Raw genomic sequence first — 18149 nt, forward strand, 5'->3', positions numbered from 1 at the left:
TGCCGTAACTCTTCCATCCGATCCCTCCATCCCCCCTTCTGTATAAATCAAAAAAAATACCTTCAACATACCAACTGAAGATCCCTCCTGCTAGAGTCCAATCCATCACAGGCCACGAGGCCAATTACAAAAGGATGGAGGAATAACAATGGCAGAGAAAGAAGAGATGAACGGGGTAGGTGGCAGTGTAGCGGATGGGGTTAACCTTGCTGAGTTCAACAGGATTAAGGCAGAGCTGAGAAGGCACACCGTAGCCAATATGGTCAAGGCTGTCGGCAAAAACAAGGTAATCTGGCGGCAGACGATGGTCTGGAGAAGGGTTGATCCAGCGGTCGTTGTACCTGATGATGACTTGGTAGCTTACAGCATCATTCATGCGCTCAGGAAAACGGGTGATCCGAACCAAAAGATCCAGGTTTCGGACAACGAAATAGAAGCCTACAAGGCACTCGATCCTGACTTTAACCAGACTGTCACTCTGGCTGATGTTCAGAAAAAGGTAAAGGAACTCAAGTTCTCGGGGACGCTTTCTGTGAAGGGTGATAATGCTGGTAACGATGACGACGGCCACGAGGAGTAGGCAGCATAACAACACCAACTAAAGAAGCCAACAGGGGAGATCACAAGTCTCCCCTGTTTGCATATCAGGAGCCATTATGAAAGGTGAATATACTAAATACGATAATTTCAGGTGGATCAACTGCAACCGCTGGAGCAATGCCAAAGAGGTAGATTCTCTAGTTGACCACCTAGTGCAAGACATCCCGTCTCGTAAAAAGGACGGGTACCGGATCAACATGAAGATCCTGATACTGGATCTCTACCAGTCCCTCCTCTGTGACCCCGAGCAATACCTTGGATACAGCAGGAACGATAACAGTTATACCAAGACCGGTGCTGACCATCCGTACATAAAGAACTCCAGAGTTACGTTCGACTACTTGGTGGGGTGCATTGACCACCTGTGGGGCAAGGGGGTTATACGCAATAAGCCAGGTGGACAATTCTTCAACGGCCCAAAGAAGGTAAGTTCCTTCGCCGCTAAGATGAGACCGTTGCACTCGTTCATTGATTTGGTTAACACGTACCACCTCACCCCTGAGATGATTGGCTCCTTCATTGAGGACGAAGTGCTGATATTGAGAGATAAGGCTGATGATGATGGCGTCAAACGGAAGTTGCCAGAACCCAAGAATAAAGAAGCCAAGCGGATGGCAAAGATAATACGCCAGTACAATATTTTGATAGAAAGGACACATGTTGATGTCGATGTCGAGTGCATGACCTACAATGACCGTGACCTTCTGGTAGCCCAGCTTGCAGACATGGACGTTTCTAAAAAACGGATTGTACTCAGGTTATCAAGGAAGTCCGTCTACAGGGTGTTCAACAACGGTAGCCTTAAGCAAGGTGGTCGGTTTTACGGTGGCTGGTGGGTTAGTGCTCCGAGTATCGTGAGGAAGTACATCGCCCTCAATGGTAACCCAACGGTTGAACTGGACTTCTCCGCAATGCACATACACCTTCTGTATGCAAAGGTGGGAGTCAACTATGCTGCCAAAGGGGAGGATGCTTATACCCTTGAGCCAGGGCAATACACCCTCAGCAACCTCGATGATGACAGGGATCTCAACAAGCTGATCCTGCTCACAGCATTTAATGCTAAGACCCCTGAAAAGGCGGCTTCTGCTGTGTTTGACGAGCTAAGAAAGGAGGAGAAGCTTTATCAGTTTCAGGTGCGTGATCACGAACCAATTAAGGCAAAACTTGCTTTACTTAAAAAGAAACATCCTCAGATATCACACTTGCTGGCGAGCGATCAGGGGCGAGACCTTCAGTATTATGACTCATGTGTTATCGAAAAAGTAATAGCCCATTTTACCAACAAGCAGATACCCGTTCTCACCGTCCACGATTCCGTTATATGCCAAGTACAACATGCGGAACAAGTTGTAAATGTGATGTATAGAGCATTTTACCAAACAGCAGAAGAGCTTTTGCACATTAAGGTTTCACCCACACCAAAATTCACGCTTGCAGGGCATACACTTTCGCAACTCAAATATCAATTAAGATATGTTCCGCCAACTGGATGGTTCATGAATATGTTAAGGTTCACTGGGATCAACAGGACGTATAATGGGAAGGTTAGCGATACAATTCAACCTGTATTGGATGTTAAACAAACGTCTAGGGAGAATGTATGCTCTGAAAGTTGTCATTGTCACGTTAGATTGACTGGTAAACTTAAGTTCACGCCCAATATAAAACTTGAACTAAAGAAGAGGGTGGAATCCTCTACTAACGTACTGGTGATCAGATAGCATCCAAGTGAGGCAGGGGCCTCACGATATGATCCATGGAACTTAGGTAATAGATCATGTGGTATATCGGTGAGCACCCATAGACATAACACTGGCACCGGGGATTCCTCCATAACTCAGGCCGATTCGAGCTAAGCTGTTGAATTTAACTGAAAAGTGCGGGCTGTCGAGTCGTGAGGAGGCCGCGTCGGTCTAGCCGGAGCAGAGTCGATGCAGCGACTGGAAACTTGTGCTGTCTTGAAGATGATGTAAGTGTGGGGCTGGCAGGAAAGTCTCGTTGTAAGCTAAACGAAAAGTCTCATGCTGTTTTTATTTTAAACATTTAGCGTCACCTCTCTCAGCACAAGGAACCTTTCTAATTAGCAGAATGGTCAACCCCACCCCTTTCCTGCATCGAGATACAATGTCTTGTCAGAAACGAAATTTGGAGCCTGTAGATGGTAAAGCTTTAACTAAAGCTAACCTTGTGATATAACGGGTCAGCTTCCACTGCTAATCCCAAAGCCATATAGGTACGTCCCGTCATGAGCGAACAAGACGCACGACTTGTCATTAATAAGAAGCTAGAGGATTCAGGCTGGGTACTCATTGGCTCCCATAAGAACGTAAAGACTGAGATAGCTTGCGAGTCTGGAGTTGCTGACTATCTTCTGCTAGGACGCAAGGGGCAGAACCTAGCTGTGCTGGAAGCCAAAGCTGATGATTACGGGGATGTCTACCTCGCTAAGGATCAAGCTCATGGCTATGCTCTGGCTATGGGATGCAGGTGTGTTTTCCTGGCGAACTCTGAACAGATATACTTCTGGGACTTGGATGAAGGTGATGCACGACCGATAGAAAGATTCATATCCCCTGAAGACCTCCAAAGACGTTCAGACCTTAAAATACTAAAGAAGCCACTAGCTCAAGTCGAGCACCAAGCAGCCATAGCAGACAGACCCTATCAGAAAGAAGCTAGCGATATCATAGCCAGCCTCTATGACAAGGGTAAACGTGCCTTTCTCCTAGAGATGGCTACCGGCACAGGTAAGACCCGCTTAGCAGCTGCCATCATAGATAGGTTTCTGGCATCCCACCAAGCAGAACGCATACTCTTCATAGTAGACAGGATAGAGCTAGCTAAACAGTCCCTAGAATCCTTCCAGCTGGCCTTTATGGATAAGTACAAGAGTGCCAGATACAAGCCAGGACGTAAGGGCGAATGGGGCGGAGCATCCGTAGTGGTGGCTACGATCCAGAGCCTTAACATCCACTTCAAGGAAGACTTCACCCCTGGCTACTTTGACCTCGTTATCAATGACGAGTGCCACAGGTCAATCTATGGTGAGCTACCCAGGCAAGTAGTTGAATACTTCCAAGCAACAAGGATTGGACTCACAGCCACCCCTAGAGACTTCCTGAAGAATATAGATATTGAGCATCTAAACGAGAATAACCCCAAAGCTCTCGAATACCGCATGATGCGGGATACCTACAGGCACTTTGGTTGCGAAGCTGGAGAGCCTACTTACAGGTTCACCATACAGGATGCAACCAATGCTACTGATCCAGGCCCTTATCTCGTCCCTGCCAAGATATATAAACTCTATTCGCTTATCACCAGGGAATCGGTTTCTGACGAAGGCTGGAATGTTGAGATTGATGGCGAGGACTACACCTTTACCATTTCTCAGTTGGAGAAGAAGGTAAACGTCCCTGAGCGTAATAGGCTCATATGCCAGGAGTTCCTTAAGTATGGTGAGAAGACCCCAGACGGCTCTATAGGGAAGTCTATAGTGTTCGCTGTGTCACAGGATCATGCTGCTGCACTGGCTAAGGAGCTTAATGCTCTAGTGCCTGAGAGTAATGGTAAGTTTGCTGAGATCATAACCTCTAGGGTCAAGAACGCTTCTGACAAAGCCAAGATATTCAGGAAGAGTGAGAACTACTGGCCCAGAGTAGCTTTAACGGTAGATATGCTTTCTACTGGCTACGACTGCCCTGAAGTCTTGAACATAGTGCTGGCGAGACCTATCGCATCACCCACCACTTATATCCAGATCAAAGGTAGAGGAACACGTAAGCACACCTTCCCAGATGGCACAGAGAAATCTAAGTTCATCATTCATGACTTCTGTGAAGTGGTCGAATACTTTGAAGAGAAGTATGACTATGAGGCTCCCTTACCCATACCAATAGGTAAGGGAACTGAACCGCCTGAGCCACCCCAGCCTCCAGAGCCACCTATTCCGCCTGAACCACCACAGCAAACGGGTCCACTTGTGGCAAAATATCTTGATGCTATGGTGATAACCCAGTTTATAGAAATCGGTCCTGAAGGTGAGAAGGTAGATAGGATGCTCTACCAGACCAAGTGGAAAGAGAAGATACAGGAGGTTGCCGCACAGCATCCAGAGATAGTGGAAGCAGCCCAGACCAATAACTTTACTGATGAGATGCTGGACTTTATCAACTCTGAAGTGCTCAACAGACCCAACGACTACTTTAACGAAACCAACTTAGCTAAGGTCTACAGGATATTTGCAGACATAACGGACTTCATAAAGGATGCCCTAGGGATAGGTAAGCTACCAACTGAGCAGCAACAGTTTCAAGACCTTATAGATTTTCTGAGGATAGAGTACAACCTGAATCTACAACAGGTAACCCTTCTCAAGATGTTGACCCAGCAGCTAGTTCAAAGCCCCAGGTATGCTGAACAGTTCGATAAGGGTGATTATATGTTCCTGAACAATGCACCATTCAGAGGTGCTGGTATCTATCTGGGAGCCTTTGGTGATACGCTGAAGCCTATCTTCACACAGATCAAGCAAAGCCCATCATTCAAATTAGCGAGGATGCATTAACATGGCAGTGAATTTCATAAACTCTGATCTTCAGCAGCAGGTAGATAGGCTCATGAACGAGCTGTTTGCTGGGGGGGTCAACAACCCTATGACCTCTGTTGAGCAGATAAGTTACCTGATGTTTCTGAAGAGTCTGACTGAGAAGGATGAAGAACAGGAGCAGCTACAGAAACTCATGGGTGGTAAGCATACCTCCTTATTCTCTGGGGCGTGGTCGCAGTATAGCTGGAGGACTGTAGCTAGACTCTCAGGCGATCCTCTATACAATACGCTCTCAGAAGCCTTTGAGAAGTTTCATGAGCTGCCTAACTTATCCCCTATAGGCAAGGTGCTATTCAGGCAAGCACACCTAAAGATATACAACCGCCCTACGTTGAGGTCAGTAGTCACCATCATAGACGAGATGGACTATAATAATTCTCAGAAGTATGACACAGACGTTAAGGGTGATCTCTACGAATATCTGCTGAGCAAGATAGCTGTCTCAGGGACTAACGGACAGTTTAGGACGCCGAGGCACATCATCCAGATGATGGTTAAACTTCTTGATCCTAAGCCTGGACAATACATATTAGACCCAGCCTGCGGCACAGCAGGGTTCTTAGTGGAAGCCTACAAGCACATAGTAGAGCAACATACTTCAGATGATCTCAAGCAGCAGGGCCATTTTCACGTAGGAGATAACCTGAGACCAGACCAGCATGAGTTCTTGAAGAACCATGCTCTAACGGGCTACGATAATGATAGCGATATGATAAAAGTTGCTATCATGAACCTCTATTTGCATGGTCTGGAGAATGCCAACGTAAGACACCATGACCCTATTACCCTGCCTAATCCTAACGAGAAGAAATACGACGTCATCCTAGCCAATCCACCTTTTGCAGGTAAGGTCAACAAAGAAGCCATACTAGAGGATTTTGACCTCAAGACAGCCAGCACAGAACTTCTTTTTGGCGAATATTTCTACAAGCATTTAGTCCTAGGTGGCAAGGCTGCTATCATTGTCCCAGAGGGTGTACTGTTCGGCTCCACCACAGCACATAAGAAGCTCAGAGGATGGCTACTGGATAACACCAAAGTACACTCTGTGATTAGCCTGCCATCTGGAGTCTTCAAACCCTATGCTGGAGTCAAGACATCTATCCTGGTCTTTGAGCGTGGAGGCAAGAGTGAAAAGGTATGGTTCTATGAGGTCACTGGTGATGGTTATAGTCTGGACGATAAGCGTACACCACAGCCAGATAAGAACGATATACCAGACCTCATAGCTAAGTGGGGTTCTAAGCCTGAGAGCGATAACAGTTGGTTTGCCACCAGAGATGAGATCAAGGAGAATGACGATAATCTTACTGCTGGGCGATACAAGCCTCAAGTCCATGAGGCAACTAACCATGCTTCTCCTAAAGAGATAATAGCTGAGGTGTTAGACCTTGAAGCAAAGATAACTAGCGGACTGAATACTCTGCTGGCTAAGATAGGTGGTTAGCATGACTAAGCAACTGCCAGTAGGCTGGAAGAGAGTAACGCTTAAAAGTGTCTGTAATACATTTATTGATGGGGACTGGATAGAGTCTAAGGACCAATCAGAAGATGGTATTAGGCTTATTCAAACAGGTAATGTTGGCTTGGGTTACTTCAAAGATAAGGAATCAAAGAAATATATAACCGAAGAAACTTTCAACCGCCTTAATTGCACTGAAGTGATCCCGGGCGATATTCTTATATCAAGGTTGCCTGACCCTGTTGGAAGAGCTTGTATTGTCCCTGCAATGCCACAGCGATGCATTACTGCTGTGGACTGCACAATTGTTAGAGTTGATCCTCATAAGATAGTCTCTGCCTATCTAAATTATGTGTTAAATACAAGCAAAACCCTAGCTAATGTTAGTATGTATCTAACAGGGACTACGAGAGGGCGTATCAGCAGGACGAATCTCGAGAAGATAGAAATTCCGCTCCCTCCACTAGAAACTCAACATAAGATAGTAAGCGTACTTGATGAGGCTGATAATCTCAGAAAGCTCCGTAAGCAGGCTGATGATAAGATGAAGGAGCTTATACCAGCTTTGTTTGATGAGATGTTTGGTGATCCTGTTAATAATCCTAAAGGGTGGGAAATTAAGAAGCTTGAAGACATCACAACAACAATAAAAAATGGACTGTTTAAGAGACCGCATGAGTTCGGAGAAGGAACACCATTAGTCAACGTTGTTGATCTCTTCTCGGGATATCAGGTTGATCTAAAGAGGCTTAACAGGGTTACTGCTTCTGCAGAGGAGCTTGAAAAATACTACGTTGGAAATGGTGATCTATTCTTCTGTAGATCATCTCTGAAAAAAGAAGGTATAGCTAAATGCTCTGTCGCTGAGGGGATAGCAGAGCCTACAGTATTTGAATGTCATACAATAATGGCAAGAATAGACAAACAGGCAGTTAACCCAAAATGGTTAGCCATTCAATTAAACCATCCAGGTGTCAGAGCATATATAATCGCTAGATCACAGACATCAACGATGACTACAGTTGGTCAAAAGGATATACTCGCACAAAAATTCATTGCACCTCCTCGTGAGATACAAGATTCGTTTATTGAGAAAGTTAATGATCTTGAAGCCGTTGTCATGAAACAAGCTAATAGCATTACCCATCTTGACAGCCTATTCAACTCTCTGATGTATAGATGTATGAATGGAGAAATCAGCTAGGAGTGACATACATGAGCACTGTAGACATTAGAGAGCTTGATGACTCATTCGTTATCCATTTTGGTAGTTCATTCAAAAGGATAAACGCTTATACGCTTGCCAGTACACTTGTTGCGGTATCAGATGCAGTCAAAAAAGCCAACAACATTGTTAATCCTGGATATGATGTAGAAATAGTAGTTGAGGCTCTAGGTGAAGGCAGTTTTAAAACTAAGATAAAAGCTGTTTACAACTCCATAGGGAATGTATTTAGTTCTGATACATTAAAGGCAATCATATTAAACATTATAGCATCCTATATATATCAGATAACGTTAGCTCCGAACACACCTATCAATGTGAAGATAGACGGCGATTGTGTAGTCATAGAGCAAGCAAACCAAAAGGTCATAATACCTAAAGAGGTTCATGAAGCTCTTAAGAAAGTAGAACGATCTAAAGCTTTCAAAGACGACATAGGTAGAGCTGTTGCCGCTGTTGAAAAGGATAAAGACATTCAATCATTCGGTATTGCTAAAAAACTTGATTATCGTAAACCTTCTTTTGAAATAATGAGAGAAAATTTCTCTAACATTACAGCTGATGTGGAAGAACAAGGGAATGAAAGGCACCTTACTGAGGTGGCTGATCTTCAGATACTTAAGGCTATACTCGAAAGAACCAAGAGGAGATGGGAGTTTGTCTGGAGAGGTGTAAAGATATCAGCACCAGTAACAGATCAACAATTTTATAGTGACTTTTTCTCTCATAAGATAACAATAGCCCCAGGTGATTCATTGAAAGTTAAGCTGCGAATTCATCAAGTTAGAGATACTGATACAGGCATATATACTAACAAAAAATATGAAGTCATTGAGGTCATGGAGCATATGCCAAAGCCGAAGCAGATAGCTCTTGATATTGACCATGATACTTAGAAATAAGCAGAAGTGTTATATCGATTAGTGAACGGTAACCTAAATGAGTGCAATCAAACCATACTATATTGACTCTAGTAAAAATAGAGTTGAGCTGGAAATATCTTATCATGCAAGGCAAAGATTCGTTGAAAGATGGAATATTCTAAATCCATACAATACTATTGATGGTAAATACGTTGATGATCATATTTCTACTTTATTTATAGATGCACAGCTTGTTAGCAACCTGTCAATAGATGAACTAAAGAGGATAAATAAACATAATAGTAATACGTTGTACTTTCGGAGAAGTGATTTTACCTTTGTAGTATGTGATAAATGTATTGTTACTATTGAGATAAGCGATAATGGACTAAGGAGTTTAAATAAAAATAATTGTTATATAATTGATAAAGCTATGTGTACTAATGAAATAAACAACACAGATATTAACGCGCTTGTGGAGAGGCGAAACTATTTGCAGAAATCAATATTGAGTAAGTTATCTAAAGGATTGTCAATAAGGTTAGAGGAGTGCGAATACATTGCACTTATAAAGGTCATTAAATTAGCTAGAAGCACTGTTGCCAAAGTTGGTGACTATGGCAAAGACATGATAAACACAATTAGAGACATACCAAATAGCGTACCTGTTATTTATGATTGTGATAGAAAGACATATATAATAAAGGAGATAGTCTACAAAAAAGGGAAAGTGCTTATAAAAAAAGAGTTCAAAGACAATCATGAGAGCATAACTTTCCAACAATTTGAATTTGATAAAACAAGAGAACAATGGAAAGCACATCCAATTATAAAAGTGCGACCTAACGAAGTACATGAAGCTATGTCTGAGATATTGAAGGCTATACAGCTGGCCCCTTGAATGCGTCTTATCTCTATATTACCTACCAGCTTCAATAAAGCATAGGCACAGTACGCTATTTGTCTTTGCTTGTTGTAAAACATAGCCTGGGTAACATCAGCTACTAAGTTTTCAGGCATATTGACAACCCCACCCTTCATTTCTGACCACATATAAGAACTACCATCAAGGCTACTTCCATAAAGGAGGTAGCCTTTTTTTATTCTATCCACGGCAAGGCCAACACACCACTGGACAGGAGAATTAACATGAGCAACATCTATGATGTCATCAACAGCAGAATCATTGAGTTATTGCAACAAGGTACCGTTCCATGGCGGAAGCCTTGGCACTCAGCGACCAACACCCCCAAGAACCTAATCAGCAAGAAGGAGTATCGGGGTGTCAACGTCTTCATGCTGGCATGCCAAGAGTACAGCAACCCTTATTGGCTGACGTTCAAGCAGTGCCAGCACAAAGGCGGTCATGTCCGCAAAGGCGAGAAATCAACACCAGTTGTCTTCTGGAAGTGGGTGGATCGTAAGAATGCTGATGTAGTTGACCATGAGGAAACCAACTGCAAGGGCAAAGTCCCATTGCTGCGTTACTACAACGTCTTCAACCTAGACCAAGTAGAAGGGATCACAGCACCCCCATCACCAGAATCCACCAGCAATAACTTTACCCCCATTGAAAGAGCAGATCAGATCATTGAAGGTATGCCACTACCACCAGATATCAGACACGGTGGTAACAAAGCATGTTACTCACCCATGTTGGATTACGTGAAGTTACCAGAACAACAAGCCTTTGAGTCCCCAGAAGAATACTACAGCACCGCATTCCATGAGTTGATCCACAGCACCGGTCATGCAAGCAGGGTAGGGAGGAAAGGGATACTGGAACGTTCTCACTTTGGGAGTCATGAGTATAGTAAGGAAGAGTTGGTAGCAGAGATGGGAGCTGCATTCCTATGTGGTGTAACGGGTATCGAAAATAGGACCTTGGAGAACTCAGCAGCCTATATAGCTGGATGGCTGAAGGCTCTTAAGAACGATAAAACGTTACTCGTTCATGCAGCAGCCCAGGCACAGAAAGCAGCAGATTACATCCTTAACAGGAAGGTAGCAGAAGAGGAAGCAACTGACGCCCCAGCAGCATAACCCGCCTAATATCCCCTGTAGTAGTAACTCCTCAACGCTCTGCCTTCCACAGCAACATCTATGAAATCGCAGTTTTTAGAGCTAAGATGCTGTAGTGTTTAGCTTTATTTGGCTAGCTGTTTGTCAGATATGTATTCGTACTCAGAGACATATTTGTCGTATTCAATGTGTAGCCTAGGCCCCATTTTGAAATTAATGTCGATTAGGTTGTGAGAGATAAGTACAGTATCGCACATTGACCTGAGCAGTGTATTAAGAAGTTCACGATTTAAATAGTCTACAGATGAGTATTTTGTGAAATCCTGTATGTATGACTTCATTTGTTTAAGACTATGATCGGTATGTAGTGAGTTCAACCTTATCAATTCTTTATGGCAATCTTCAATTGTTGTCTCAAGTGTTTGCAAATCCATGTGTAAGCTCATAGTGCTCTTATAGGTTTCTAACTCTATTCCTTTTTTTAAATTGTTAAACAGTCTGTTTTGTCTGATTGTGGCACGTCTAAGTTTTTCCTTGAGATGTGAGACCCCTAGTCTTGTTTTATTGATCACTGGATTGATAAAAGGGAAGTCCGTTATCGCTTTTGTGAATTCCGTAATAAATACGTTTTCTAGTCTGCCATAAGGAATATTATTAGTGGTACATCCTTGTTGATATTGTGCATTGGTGCAGATGATATAATCCCAACGTGGACCCTTTTTAAGGTACATCATACGCCCATTGCATTGAGGACATCTTCCAATCATTGAAAAAATATTTTTTAAAGCTGCCGAGTCGCAGTATCTTGTTTTGTATTGGCCCCGCCTAGTTTGCACCTTTTCGTAAAGTTCCTCCGAGATAACAGGCGGGTAATAGTTCTTGATGCCTTCCAGTGGGACCCGTTGAGTCTTACCATTACCATGGCCCATTACGTGTGGAGTCAATGTGCCAATTACAGCTGGATTCTTAAGTATTCTGCTCACGTAATGTTCTCGCCAAATCGATTTTTCTCCTTTCTTGAAGGTCCAGGTGCGTATCTTGTCTTTACGTAACGTGCGTGCAATAGTCAAATACCCCTTCCCACTCAGGTACTCGTTATATATCCTATTCACTATGGCAGCTCGCTCTGCTATTACCTCAAACTGTTGAGTTCTTTTGTTATATTTTAACCAACCGGGACCTACCGTTGTTAATGTTTGTGTTGATGCATTTTTACGCTTATTTTCCCACATTGACTTAAGTCGCTTGGACTTCATTTCTGATTCTTCATTTGCTCGGATCAAAATCACGATTGCTTCAATTAACAGGAACGGTGATTTGTTTACAGATTCAGCTGAATAAACTCTTCTGTCCGCCAGTGTTACAATTGTCACGCCTTCCAAAATAATCTGAGTAAATATGTTCTGAGCTGGCAAAATGACATCTCGACTGATTCTGTCAAGAGATTCCACTAAGAGGTAACTACCACTCTCGACCTCTTTGCGTCTTATCGCTTCCATGAACTGACCAAGTTTACCTATTTCTATATTGGCCCCTCTAAAAGCAGATATCCCAAAATCACTGTAAGTTAGTTTATCGTCAAGCTCTAATCCATGCGCAGCTGCATATTCTTCTGCTTGTTGGTATTGCCTTCTTTTGCTATCACCCTTGGCCTGGTCAGGAGTGCTAAACCTCATATAACTGAATGCTTTTGCCATATGCGCCTCCAGGCGACGAAGGATGTAAGCAATAGAGTGGAGTTGTGAGGTAGGAGAAGGAGTTCGAGGACACTCCAGTATATCACCTTTTATAACGCTATAATTTTACCTCCCAGGTGCATTTCTCTTCAGTTTAAGCCTTTTTGATGAGCACTCTTCACCTTCCATTTTGAACATGTTCGCACACCGGAATTGTCCACCTAAGCAAACACACCAGTAGCAGGGGTAGTGCTTTAGTTGTTTGGCTGCCATACAAGATATCCTTTCTGTGTCACAATCCTATAATTATATGGGTGTGGCAGCTTGATTTATTTATGCTAATTATATACAGCCAATATATTAATGCAAGCTAAAAAGCAAACTGCACCTGCCAGCCCTCATTCATGACCCCTTAGTAGCTCATTATAAAACATCATAACTACATGTAATTTAACGAAAGCCAGACCATAACGAGTCTGGCTTTTCTATTTCAAAGGAGGAAGACCAATGACCATGACACCGATCATTACCCCAACACTGAGGCTTCACACCCACCAGGACAAGGAAGGCATCCACATCAACAGCCTCATCATGAGACACCGAGGGAACAATTACCACCTGTATGCCGGGATCAAGGACGCCATCTACATCTACAGCCAGCCGATAGCCCTCTATGTCCTCACCGTCAATAGGGAGCATGGTATGATCGGGCTTAATGCCTACATGTTGCCAGAACCGTTCCCCATCAGCAGCTTCTACTTGCACTCGACAAAGGAAATACAAGACCTGTTTGGTTCCAAGTGGGAGCAGTTATCGGCCATCGACATTACTATGAAGCTCATCGACTACCTGATGTAAAGATTATGATTTGGTCTGGTCGGCAAGGAGGGAATTAACTGCATTAAGAATATCGAGAGGAGAGAATGGTTTGATGAGAATATTGACTCCTTCTGGAAGTGGTCGCTCTGGGACGTACCCGCTCATATAGAGGACTTTAACAGATGGGTCTATCTTGGTCATTTCTTTAAAGCTTGAGATGCCATCCATTCTCGGCATGACGATGTCAGTTACAACTAAACTGATACCCTGCGGATCTTGCTTGAACTTTTCTAGCGCATCATGTCCATCAATCGCCTGTATCACTTCATATCCGCGACTAATTAGAAGATCATGGAGCATTGCCCGTAATTGTGGCTCATCCTCAGCAAGAAGGATTTTCCCGACCTTTTCTGTGCTTTCCATTAGTGACCTCCATTACCGCCCTGCCTGTATAACATTAAATTTTTCAAAAAGCTATGAACAATTGGCCTCCTACCTTGATTGAATACCTCATTGGTAACTTTAAATGCTCATCTGATTCAACAGCTTTCCACTATGCCTGTTGATAAGTCCTTAAATCCTGTGGATAACCGTTTAGGTTGTAACGCAAGAATAAGTACTTTTACTCCTTGCACATTTTCTGCACAATTCCATAACATACTGTAATTACATGTCAATGCTTATTTGGTTAGGTGTCTGTTAGGTGAGCTGCATGCAACTTCTATAATCACTTTGTAACAAAAGAGAGGAGGTGGATAAATCATTAAAATCACGAGATGTAAGACATGATCTAGTAGGGCCGCAGTACCTTGTCGTAGAGGTGAACATTAAAACTAACGGAGGACTTACAATGACCATCGACACCCTTTTCGGACCAGAAGAAGCACCAGCACCCAAGCTACGAGCTATCAAACTCAGGACCATCAAGGCCGTGTACCAGACCATTACCGTCAACGACACCATCACCGACTACCTCAAGCCCAATACCCGCTATACGTCAGCATCCCAAGTGTTCGACACCTTTAGCTTCCTGAGGCATGAAACCAAGGAACACTTCATAGCTCTTCATCTTGATGGGAAGAATCGAATCGTGTGTTGCGATTTGGTAAGCACGGGCTCCCTTAACCAGAGCATCGTTCACCCCAGGGAACTCTTTAAGACTGCTCTCTTGTCATCGGCAGCAGCGGTGATACTCCTGCACAATCACCCGACAGGAGACCCAACACCGAGTACGGAAGATTTGGAGGTTACACGTAGGCTAAAGGATGCTGGCGATCTTGTCGGAATCCGTATCTTGGACCACATCGTTATCGGTGACAGCTACTACTCATTCGCAGAAAGGGGGCATATATGAAGTGCGAGTATTGCGGACGGATACTAAGGGAAGGAGATACAATACACGGTCTCAAGTACGGGAGGTTAACCGCTACCGGATTCAGGGCGGCATCGGACTCAGCAGTAACGGTGATATGTGGGCCATGTGGTAACCGAGTTTACCAAATCGTTTACTTCTCCCTCGATACAAGAGCATTGCCATACCCGACCATCTTCAAAATGGTCACTGAGCTAACCTCCCTCATGAAGAACGGATACAAGCTGATTCAGCATATCGCTAGTCTCCCCGCAACAGACCAGAGAGCACTTTACCATTTGGTAACCTCAAGCAAGCAACCTCAGTAATTCCCTACCAACCGATCCCACCACATACCAACCAATTCAGTATCTTACCTGATAAGAACCGGTCTTCAAAAGTCTCATCGTTCGACATGTTTTCAGCTCTATATTGTCCGGCGGTCTTATAAATCCTGCATCTAGCAAAGTCCCATGAGCAGTAGTTCTCTACCATAAAGTTAGTGGTGACAGGCATTTTAGGTAGCTTGTCGTTCGGGAAAGGACAGGAGCCAATATAGGTGCATCTCGACATGGCAGACCTCGTTGGACAGGATTGGACCGCAATATAGTTGAATATGTTAATTTAATCAAGCTAATTTTAACCGCGATTTAAGTGTTAACTAAGCAAACCCATACCCTTGCCTGCCTTAAGTAAGAACGGCCCATTACAGCTCAAATATGGAAGCCGAGTAGCCATTCTCACCATTCATTAATTCCACATCTAATAGCAGCAGGACAACTAAGGGCCATAAGGCTCTTTTTTTGTGTCTGAAATCAAAGGAGGTATCACCATGGCAGTTTACAAGCGAGGAGAAAAAGGAGTCTTTTACATGAATTTCACCGTTGGTGGGGTTCGAATTTTTAAGAGCACTGGTAAGTTTACCAAAAGGGAGGCTAAGCAGGTCGAGGCGAATGAAAGGCAGAAGCTAATGGACGAGGCGAGCCTAAGTCCACAGGAGAGAGCGGGGCGAATGTTGCTCCTAGAGGCAATTGATGTGGTTTATGAGGTGCGGTGGAAGCACACCAAAGATGCTGAACGGTCTTACAGTAGAGCTAGGAGCATTGCCAACCACATTGGCAATATCCCTCTTAAGGACATCGGAACGGCTATGGTCACAAAACTGATGCAGGGGCTTGAGAAGGAAAAAGCTCGTAATGGGACGATCAACCGATATCTCGCTGCGCTAAAGACCATTCTAAACCATCACGAGCAAGGCATTCGCCACGTTAAGCTTAGGAAAGAGAGCAAAGGCAGAATTAGGGTGGTTAGCCGTGAAGAAGAGACAAGGGTTGTAGAACTGCTACGGTATACCATCCACAATAAGAGAAGACAGCATTATCCTGAGGTTGCTGCACTGGTGGAGGTCCTTGTCGATACCGGAATGCGTTTGTCCGAACTTTTGAACCTCACCTATGAGGACATTGACTTCGAGGCAAACCTAATCTCAATCTGGATAAACAAAGGAGATCGTCCTAGGAGCATCCCAATGACCAAAAGAGTTAAGGCGATCATGAAGGCAAGGAGCCAAAAGAAGTCAAAGCCATTTGACCTGCAACCGTACCAAGCGGAGAATGCATGGCGATGGGTGCGTAAGGAGATGGGGCTTGACAAGGATGGTGAGTTCATCCTGCATGCACTCAGGCATACCTGTGCCAGTAGGCTGGTGAACAAGGGGATAGACCTATATGTGGTCCGTGATTGGCTAGGTCATAGCTCAATACAGGTTACCGAACGGTATGCTCACTTGGCACCTAATAAGCTTGCACATGCAGCATTAGTTCTGGAAATTGAGTAGGTACACTACGTAGGGGTTACCAGCAAACCAAAAGAGTCAGGACCATAATGAAGGCAGGAGTTAAAGCTATTTTATCTCCGGCCACACAAAGCTGAAACGCGTGGCGATGGGTGCGTAAGGAGGTGAAGCTTGATAAAGATACTGAATTCGTGTTACATGCACTGGGACCCACCACAGCAAGCAGGCTTGAAAATAAGGGGGGGCGACCTTTAGGTGGTAAATGAATGGCTTGGTCACTTCAGCAGACAGGTTGCTGAGAAATATGCTTACATAAATCCGAATAAGTTACCACACGCAGCTACAGTATTGGGCCTGGTATGTTGAGCTATATAACTAATGAAGGGGTGATTATGAAGAATTTAAGCGGTATGAATATCATTTTTACAGTTGTTTTTATTGCCGGTTTCTTTTCATACAGCTATGCAGAAGAGAAATATGGGGTTAAAGTGTATCCAAATAGTAAGCAAGACAAAATATTCTGCAAATCTTTTAAAGAAAAGTCCATATTTCCGCCAAGTGCAGCCTGTTACACTACGAATGACAACCCGGATAAAGTTGTCGAGTTCTACAAGAGAGAATTGAAAAATCAAATAATAGAAAACATTAATAAAACTGGCGGCTCGTTGATTCAAGGGAATGTAAATGTAAGTGTTCAGGGCCCTTGGGATGACACAAATGGTAGTGTGCACAATAATACTTACATCACGATCATAAAGTTGTATACATCAGCAGTGAAATGATTTATGCCTTGTCAGCATGACTCATGCAGCTACTAGGTTTAAACCATTCTATATCACATCTGACCGAATTTAATTAATGCCGAGATAAGATATGTTATGGGAGGTTTTATATTAGGTTAGGTGTGATTGTAAGGCTCCAGGTTCCAAAAATAGAGAAGACCTTGACGCGAATAGCTTAATGCGGTATTCGCCATTTTATTTCTGGAGGCATAAATGTCTGTTGAACAGTTTGACATCGTAGTCGCTTTTGCTGCAGGGGCCTTGGGAGGGATGATTTCGTATCTTATGCAATTGTACAACTCTTTCACCGCGCTTCCGACCGCTCAGCCTAATGTTGCACCTATAGCTAGGAATCAACGTATCTACTACTGCTTAGCCCGTGTGGCTGTCGGTGGAGTTGCTGGGCTGATGGCAGGGTTTTGGCTTCTCAGCGATCACCTTGAGACTGGCAAATTTATAGTATCCACTTTTGGTGCTGGAGCTAGTCTTACCCTCTTTACTACTTTCATTAAGAAGGTTCGCTAGAATGTATTTGCTACATTTTTGACGCAGATTGACGCAGCAAATACACAATATACAACAAGACTATGTAGTATAACATGTTGATATTGCAGTCATGTGTAGCCGTGACGTCGCATTGAAAATCCTCGTGTCGGCGGTTCGATTCCGTCTCTGGGCACCACTAGAAAGTAAAGCGGCCAGCTAGAAATAGCTGGCCGCTTTTTTTTATTCAGTCCATCCCGGTTAAAAATCTGTCCAGGGTCGCAGGACCTCGACGCGGTAGTGCCCACTTTTTTCTATATCGCGTCATCAGCGGGAGCAGTTCCCGCCAACGGTAGTCAAAGGCGCTGCCGGGACGCAGCATTCCCGCGCAGTCGCGTTCGGGGAGCTTGCCGGCCAGCGCGTTCATCACGCGCAGCAGTTCCTGGAAGCCCCGCTCGG

The 18149-nt window shown here is 44.0% G+C and carries 14 protein-coding genes and 1 pseudogene; 13 read left to right on the forward strand and 2 right to left on the reverse strand.

What is annotated here, in order from left to right; all coding sequences use genetic code 11:
• The first annotated feature begins 148 nt into the window (after positions 1-148).
• The 8 genes from K7R21_RS17090 (at position 149) to K7R21_RS17125 (ending at position 10805) form a co-directional block, all read left to right on the forward strand.
• A complete protein-coding gene (locus K7R21_RS17090) occupies positions 149-580 on the forward strand; it encodes a hypothetical protein (RefSeq protein ID WP_224984480.1) in 432 nt (143 codons plus the stop codon).
• Between the two features lie 76 nt (positions 581-656).
• On the forward strand, positions 657-2324 hold the full coding sequence (locus K7R21_RS17095) for a hypothetical protein (protein ID WP_224984481.1): 1668 nt from the start codon (positions 657-659) through the stop codon (positions 2322-2324).
• Positions 2325-2848: 524 nt separating this feature from the next.
• A complete protein-coding gene (locus tag K7R21_RS17100) occupies positions 2849-5170 on the forward strand; it encodes a DEAD/DEAH box helicase family protein (RefSeq protein ID WP_224984482.1) in 2322 nt (773 codons plus the stop codon).
• 1 nt (position 5171) lies between these two features.
• A complete protein-coding gene (locus tag K7R21_RS17105) occupies positions 5172-6659 on the forward strand; it encodes a class I SAM-dependent DNA methyltransferase (protein WP_224984483.1) in 1488 nt (495 codons plus the stop codon).
• A 1-nt stretch (position 6660) separates the two neighbouring features.
• The gene (locus K7R21_RS17110; RefSeq protein WP_224984484.1) at positions 6661-7878 is read left to right on the forward strand and encodes a restriction endonuclease subunit S; all 1218 of its coding nucleotides are present in this window, start codon (positions 6661-6663) and stop codon (positions 7876-7878) included.
• Positions 7879-7889: 11 nt separating this feature from the next.
• On the forward strand, positions 7890-8795 hold the full coding sequence (locus K7R21_RS17115; RefSeq protein WP_224984485.1) for a hypothetical protein: 906 nt from the start codon (positions 7890-7892) through the stop codon (positions 8793-8795).
• A gap of 43 nt (positions 8796-8838) precedes the next feature.
• A complete protein-coding gene (locus tag K7R21_RS17120; protein ID WP_224984486.1) occupies positions 8839-9663 on the forward strand; it encodes a hypothetical protein in 825 nt (274 codons plus the stop codon).
• A gap of 248 nt (positions 9664-9911) precedes the next feature.
• The gene (locus K7R21_RS17125) at positions 9912-10805 is read left to right on the forward strand and encodes an ArdC family protein (RefSeq protein ID WP_224984487.1); all 894 of its coding nucleotides are present in this window, start codon (positions 9912-9914) and stop codon (positions 10803-10805) included.
• 104 nt (positions 10806-10909) lie between these two features.
• Here the strand turns inward: K7R21_RS17125 and K7R21_RS17130 are convergent, their stop codons facing one another.
• Positions 10910-12481 carry a recombinase family protein gene (locus tag K7R21_RS17130; RefSeq protein WP_224984488.1) on the reverse strand — a complete coding sequence of 524 codons (1572 nt, stop codon included), beginning with the start codon at positions 12479-12481 and terminating at the stop codon, positions 10910-10912.
• A gap of 486 nt (positions 12482-12967) precedes the next feature.
• On the opposite strand from K7R21_RS17130, the gene K7R21_RS17135 reads away from it, so the two are divergent.
• Positions 12968-13318, forward strand: a complete 351-nt coding sequence (locus K7R21_RS17135) for a hypothetical protein (RefSeq protein ID WP_224984489.1) — start codon at positions 12968-12970, stop codon at positions 13316-13318.
• 3 nt (positions 13319-13321) lie between these two features.
• Here K7R21_RS17135 and K7R21_RS17140 read toward each other — a convergent pair whose 3' ends face one another.
• Positions 13322-13702, reverse strand: coding sequence for a response regulator (locus K7R21_RS17140; RefSeq protein ID WP_224984490.1), 381 nt, complete (start codon positions 13700-13702; stop codon positions 13322-13324).
• A 565-nt stretch (positions 13703-14267) separates the two neighbouring features.
• On the opposite strand from K7R21_RS17140, the pseudogene K7R21_RS17145 reads away from it, so the two are divergent.
• The 4 genes and pseudogenes from K7R21_RS17145 to K7R21_RS17160 form a co-directional block, all read left to right on the forward strand.
• A pseudogene (locus K7R21_RS17145) lies at positions 14268-14633 on the forward strand (JAB domain-containing protein); the annotation flags it as partial.
• An 829-nt stretch (positions 14634-15462) separates the two neighbouring features.
• Positions 15463-16467 carry a tyrosine-type recombinase/integrase gene (locus K7R21_RS17150; protein ID WP_224984492.1) on the forward strand — a complete coding sequence of 335 codons (1005 nt, stop codon included), beginning with the start codon at positions 15463-15465 and terminating at the stop codon, positions 16465-16467.
• A gap of 350 nt (positions 16468-16817) precedes the next feature.
• Positions 16818-17207, forward strand: a complete 390-nt coding sequence (locus K7R21_RS17155) for a hypothetical protein (RefSeq protein WP_224984493.1) — start codon at positions 16818-16820, stop codon at positions 17205-17207.
• 213 nt (positions 17208-17420) lie between these two features.
• On the forward strand, positions 17421-17732 hold the full coding sequence (locus K7R21_RS17160; RefSeq protein ID WP_224984494.1) for a hypothetical protein: 312 nt from the start codon (positions 17421-17423) through the stop codon (positions 17730-17732).
• The last annotated feature ends 417 nt before the right edge of the window (positions 17733-18149 follow it).

Source organism: Geomonas agri (genome assembly GCF_020179605.1).
In the GTDB taxonomy this organism is placed as follows: Bacteria; Desulfobacterota; Desulfuromonadia; order Geobacterales; family Geobacteraceae; genus Geomonas; species Geomonas agri.

What these genes read in the sequence shown, in the direction of transcription:
- K7R21_RS17090 (WP_224984480.1), top strand. Translation starts at nt 149, where the DNA reads ATGGCAGAGAAAGAAGAGATGAACGGGGTAGGTGGCAGTGTAGCGGAT.
- K7R21_RS17095 (WP_224984481.1), top strand. Translation starts at nt 657, where the DNA reads ATGAAAGGTGAATATACTAAATACGATAATTTCAGGTGGATCAACTGC.
- K7R21_RS17100 (WP_224984482.1), top strand. Translation starts at nt 2,849, where the DNA reads ATGAGCGAACAAGACGCACGACTTGTCATTAATAAGAAGCTAGAGGAT.
- K7R21_RS17105 (WP_224984483.1), top strand. Translation starts at nt 5,172, where the DNA reads ATGGCAGTGAATTTCATAAACTCTGATCTTCAGCAGCAGGTAGATAGG.
- K7R21_RS17110 (WP_224984484.1), top strand. Translation starts at nt 6,661, where the DNA reads ATGACTAAGCAACTGCCAGTAGGCTGGAAGAGAGTAACGCTTAAAAGT.
- K7R21_RS17115 (WP_224984485.1), top strand. Translation starts at nt 7,890, where the DNA reads ATGAGCACTGTAGACATTAGAGAGCTTGATGACTCATTCGTTATCCAT.
- K7R21_RS17120 (WP_224984486.1), top strand. Translation starts at nt 8,839, where the DNA reads ATGAGTGCAATCAAACCATACTATATTGACTCTAGTAAAAATAGAGTT.
- K7R21_RS17125 (WP_224984487.1), top strand. Translation starts at nt 9,912, where the DNA reads ATGAGCAACATCTATGATGTCATCAACAGCAGAATCATTGAGTTATTG.
- K7R21_RS17130 (WP_224984488.1), bottom strand. Translation starts at nt 12,481, where the DNA reads ATGGCAAAAGCATTCAGTTATATGAGGTTTAGCACTCCTGACCAGGCC.
- K7R21_RS17135 (WP_224984489.1), top strand. Translation starts at nt 12,968, where the DNA reads ATGACCATGACACCGATCATTACCCCAACACTGAGGCTTCACACCCAC.
- K7R21_RS17140 (WP_224984490.1), bottom strand. Translation starts at nt 13,702, where the DNA reads ATGGAAAGCACAGAAAAGGTCGGGAAAATCCTTCTTGCTGAGGATGAG.
- K7R21_RS17150 (WP_224984492.1), top strand. Translation starts at nt 15,463, where the DNA reads ATGGCAGTTTACAAGCGAGGAGAAAAAGGAGTCTTTTACATGAATTTC.
- K7R21_RS17155 (WP_224984493.1), top strand. Translation starts at nt 16,818, where the DNA reads ATGAAGAATTTAAGCGGTATGAATATCATTTTTACAGTTGTTTTTATT.
- K7R21_RS17160 (WP_224984494.1), top strand. Translation starts at nt 17,421, where the DNA reads ATGTCTGTTGAACAGTTTGACATCGTAGTCGCTTTTGCTGCAGGGGCC.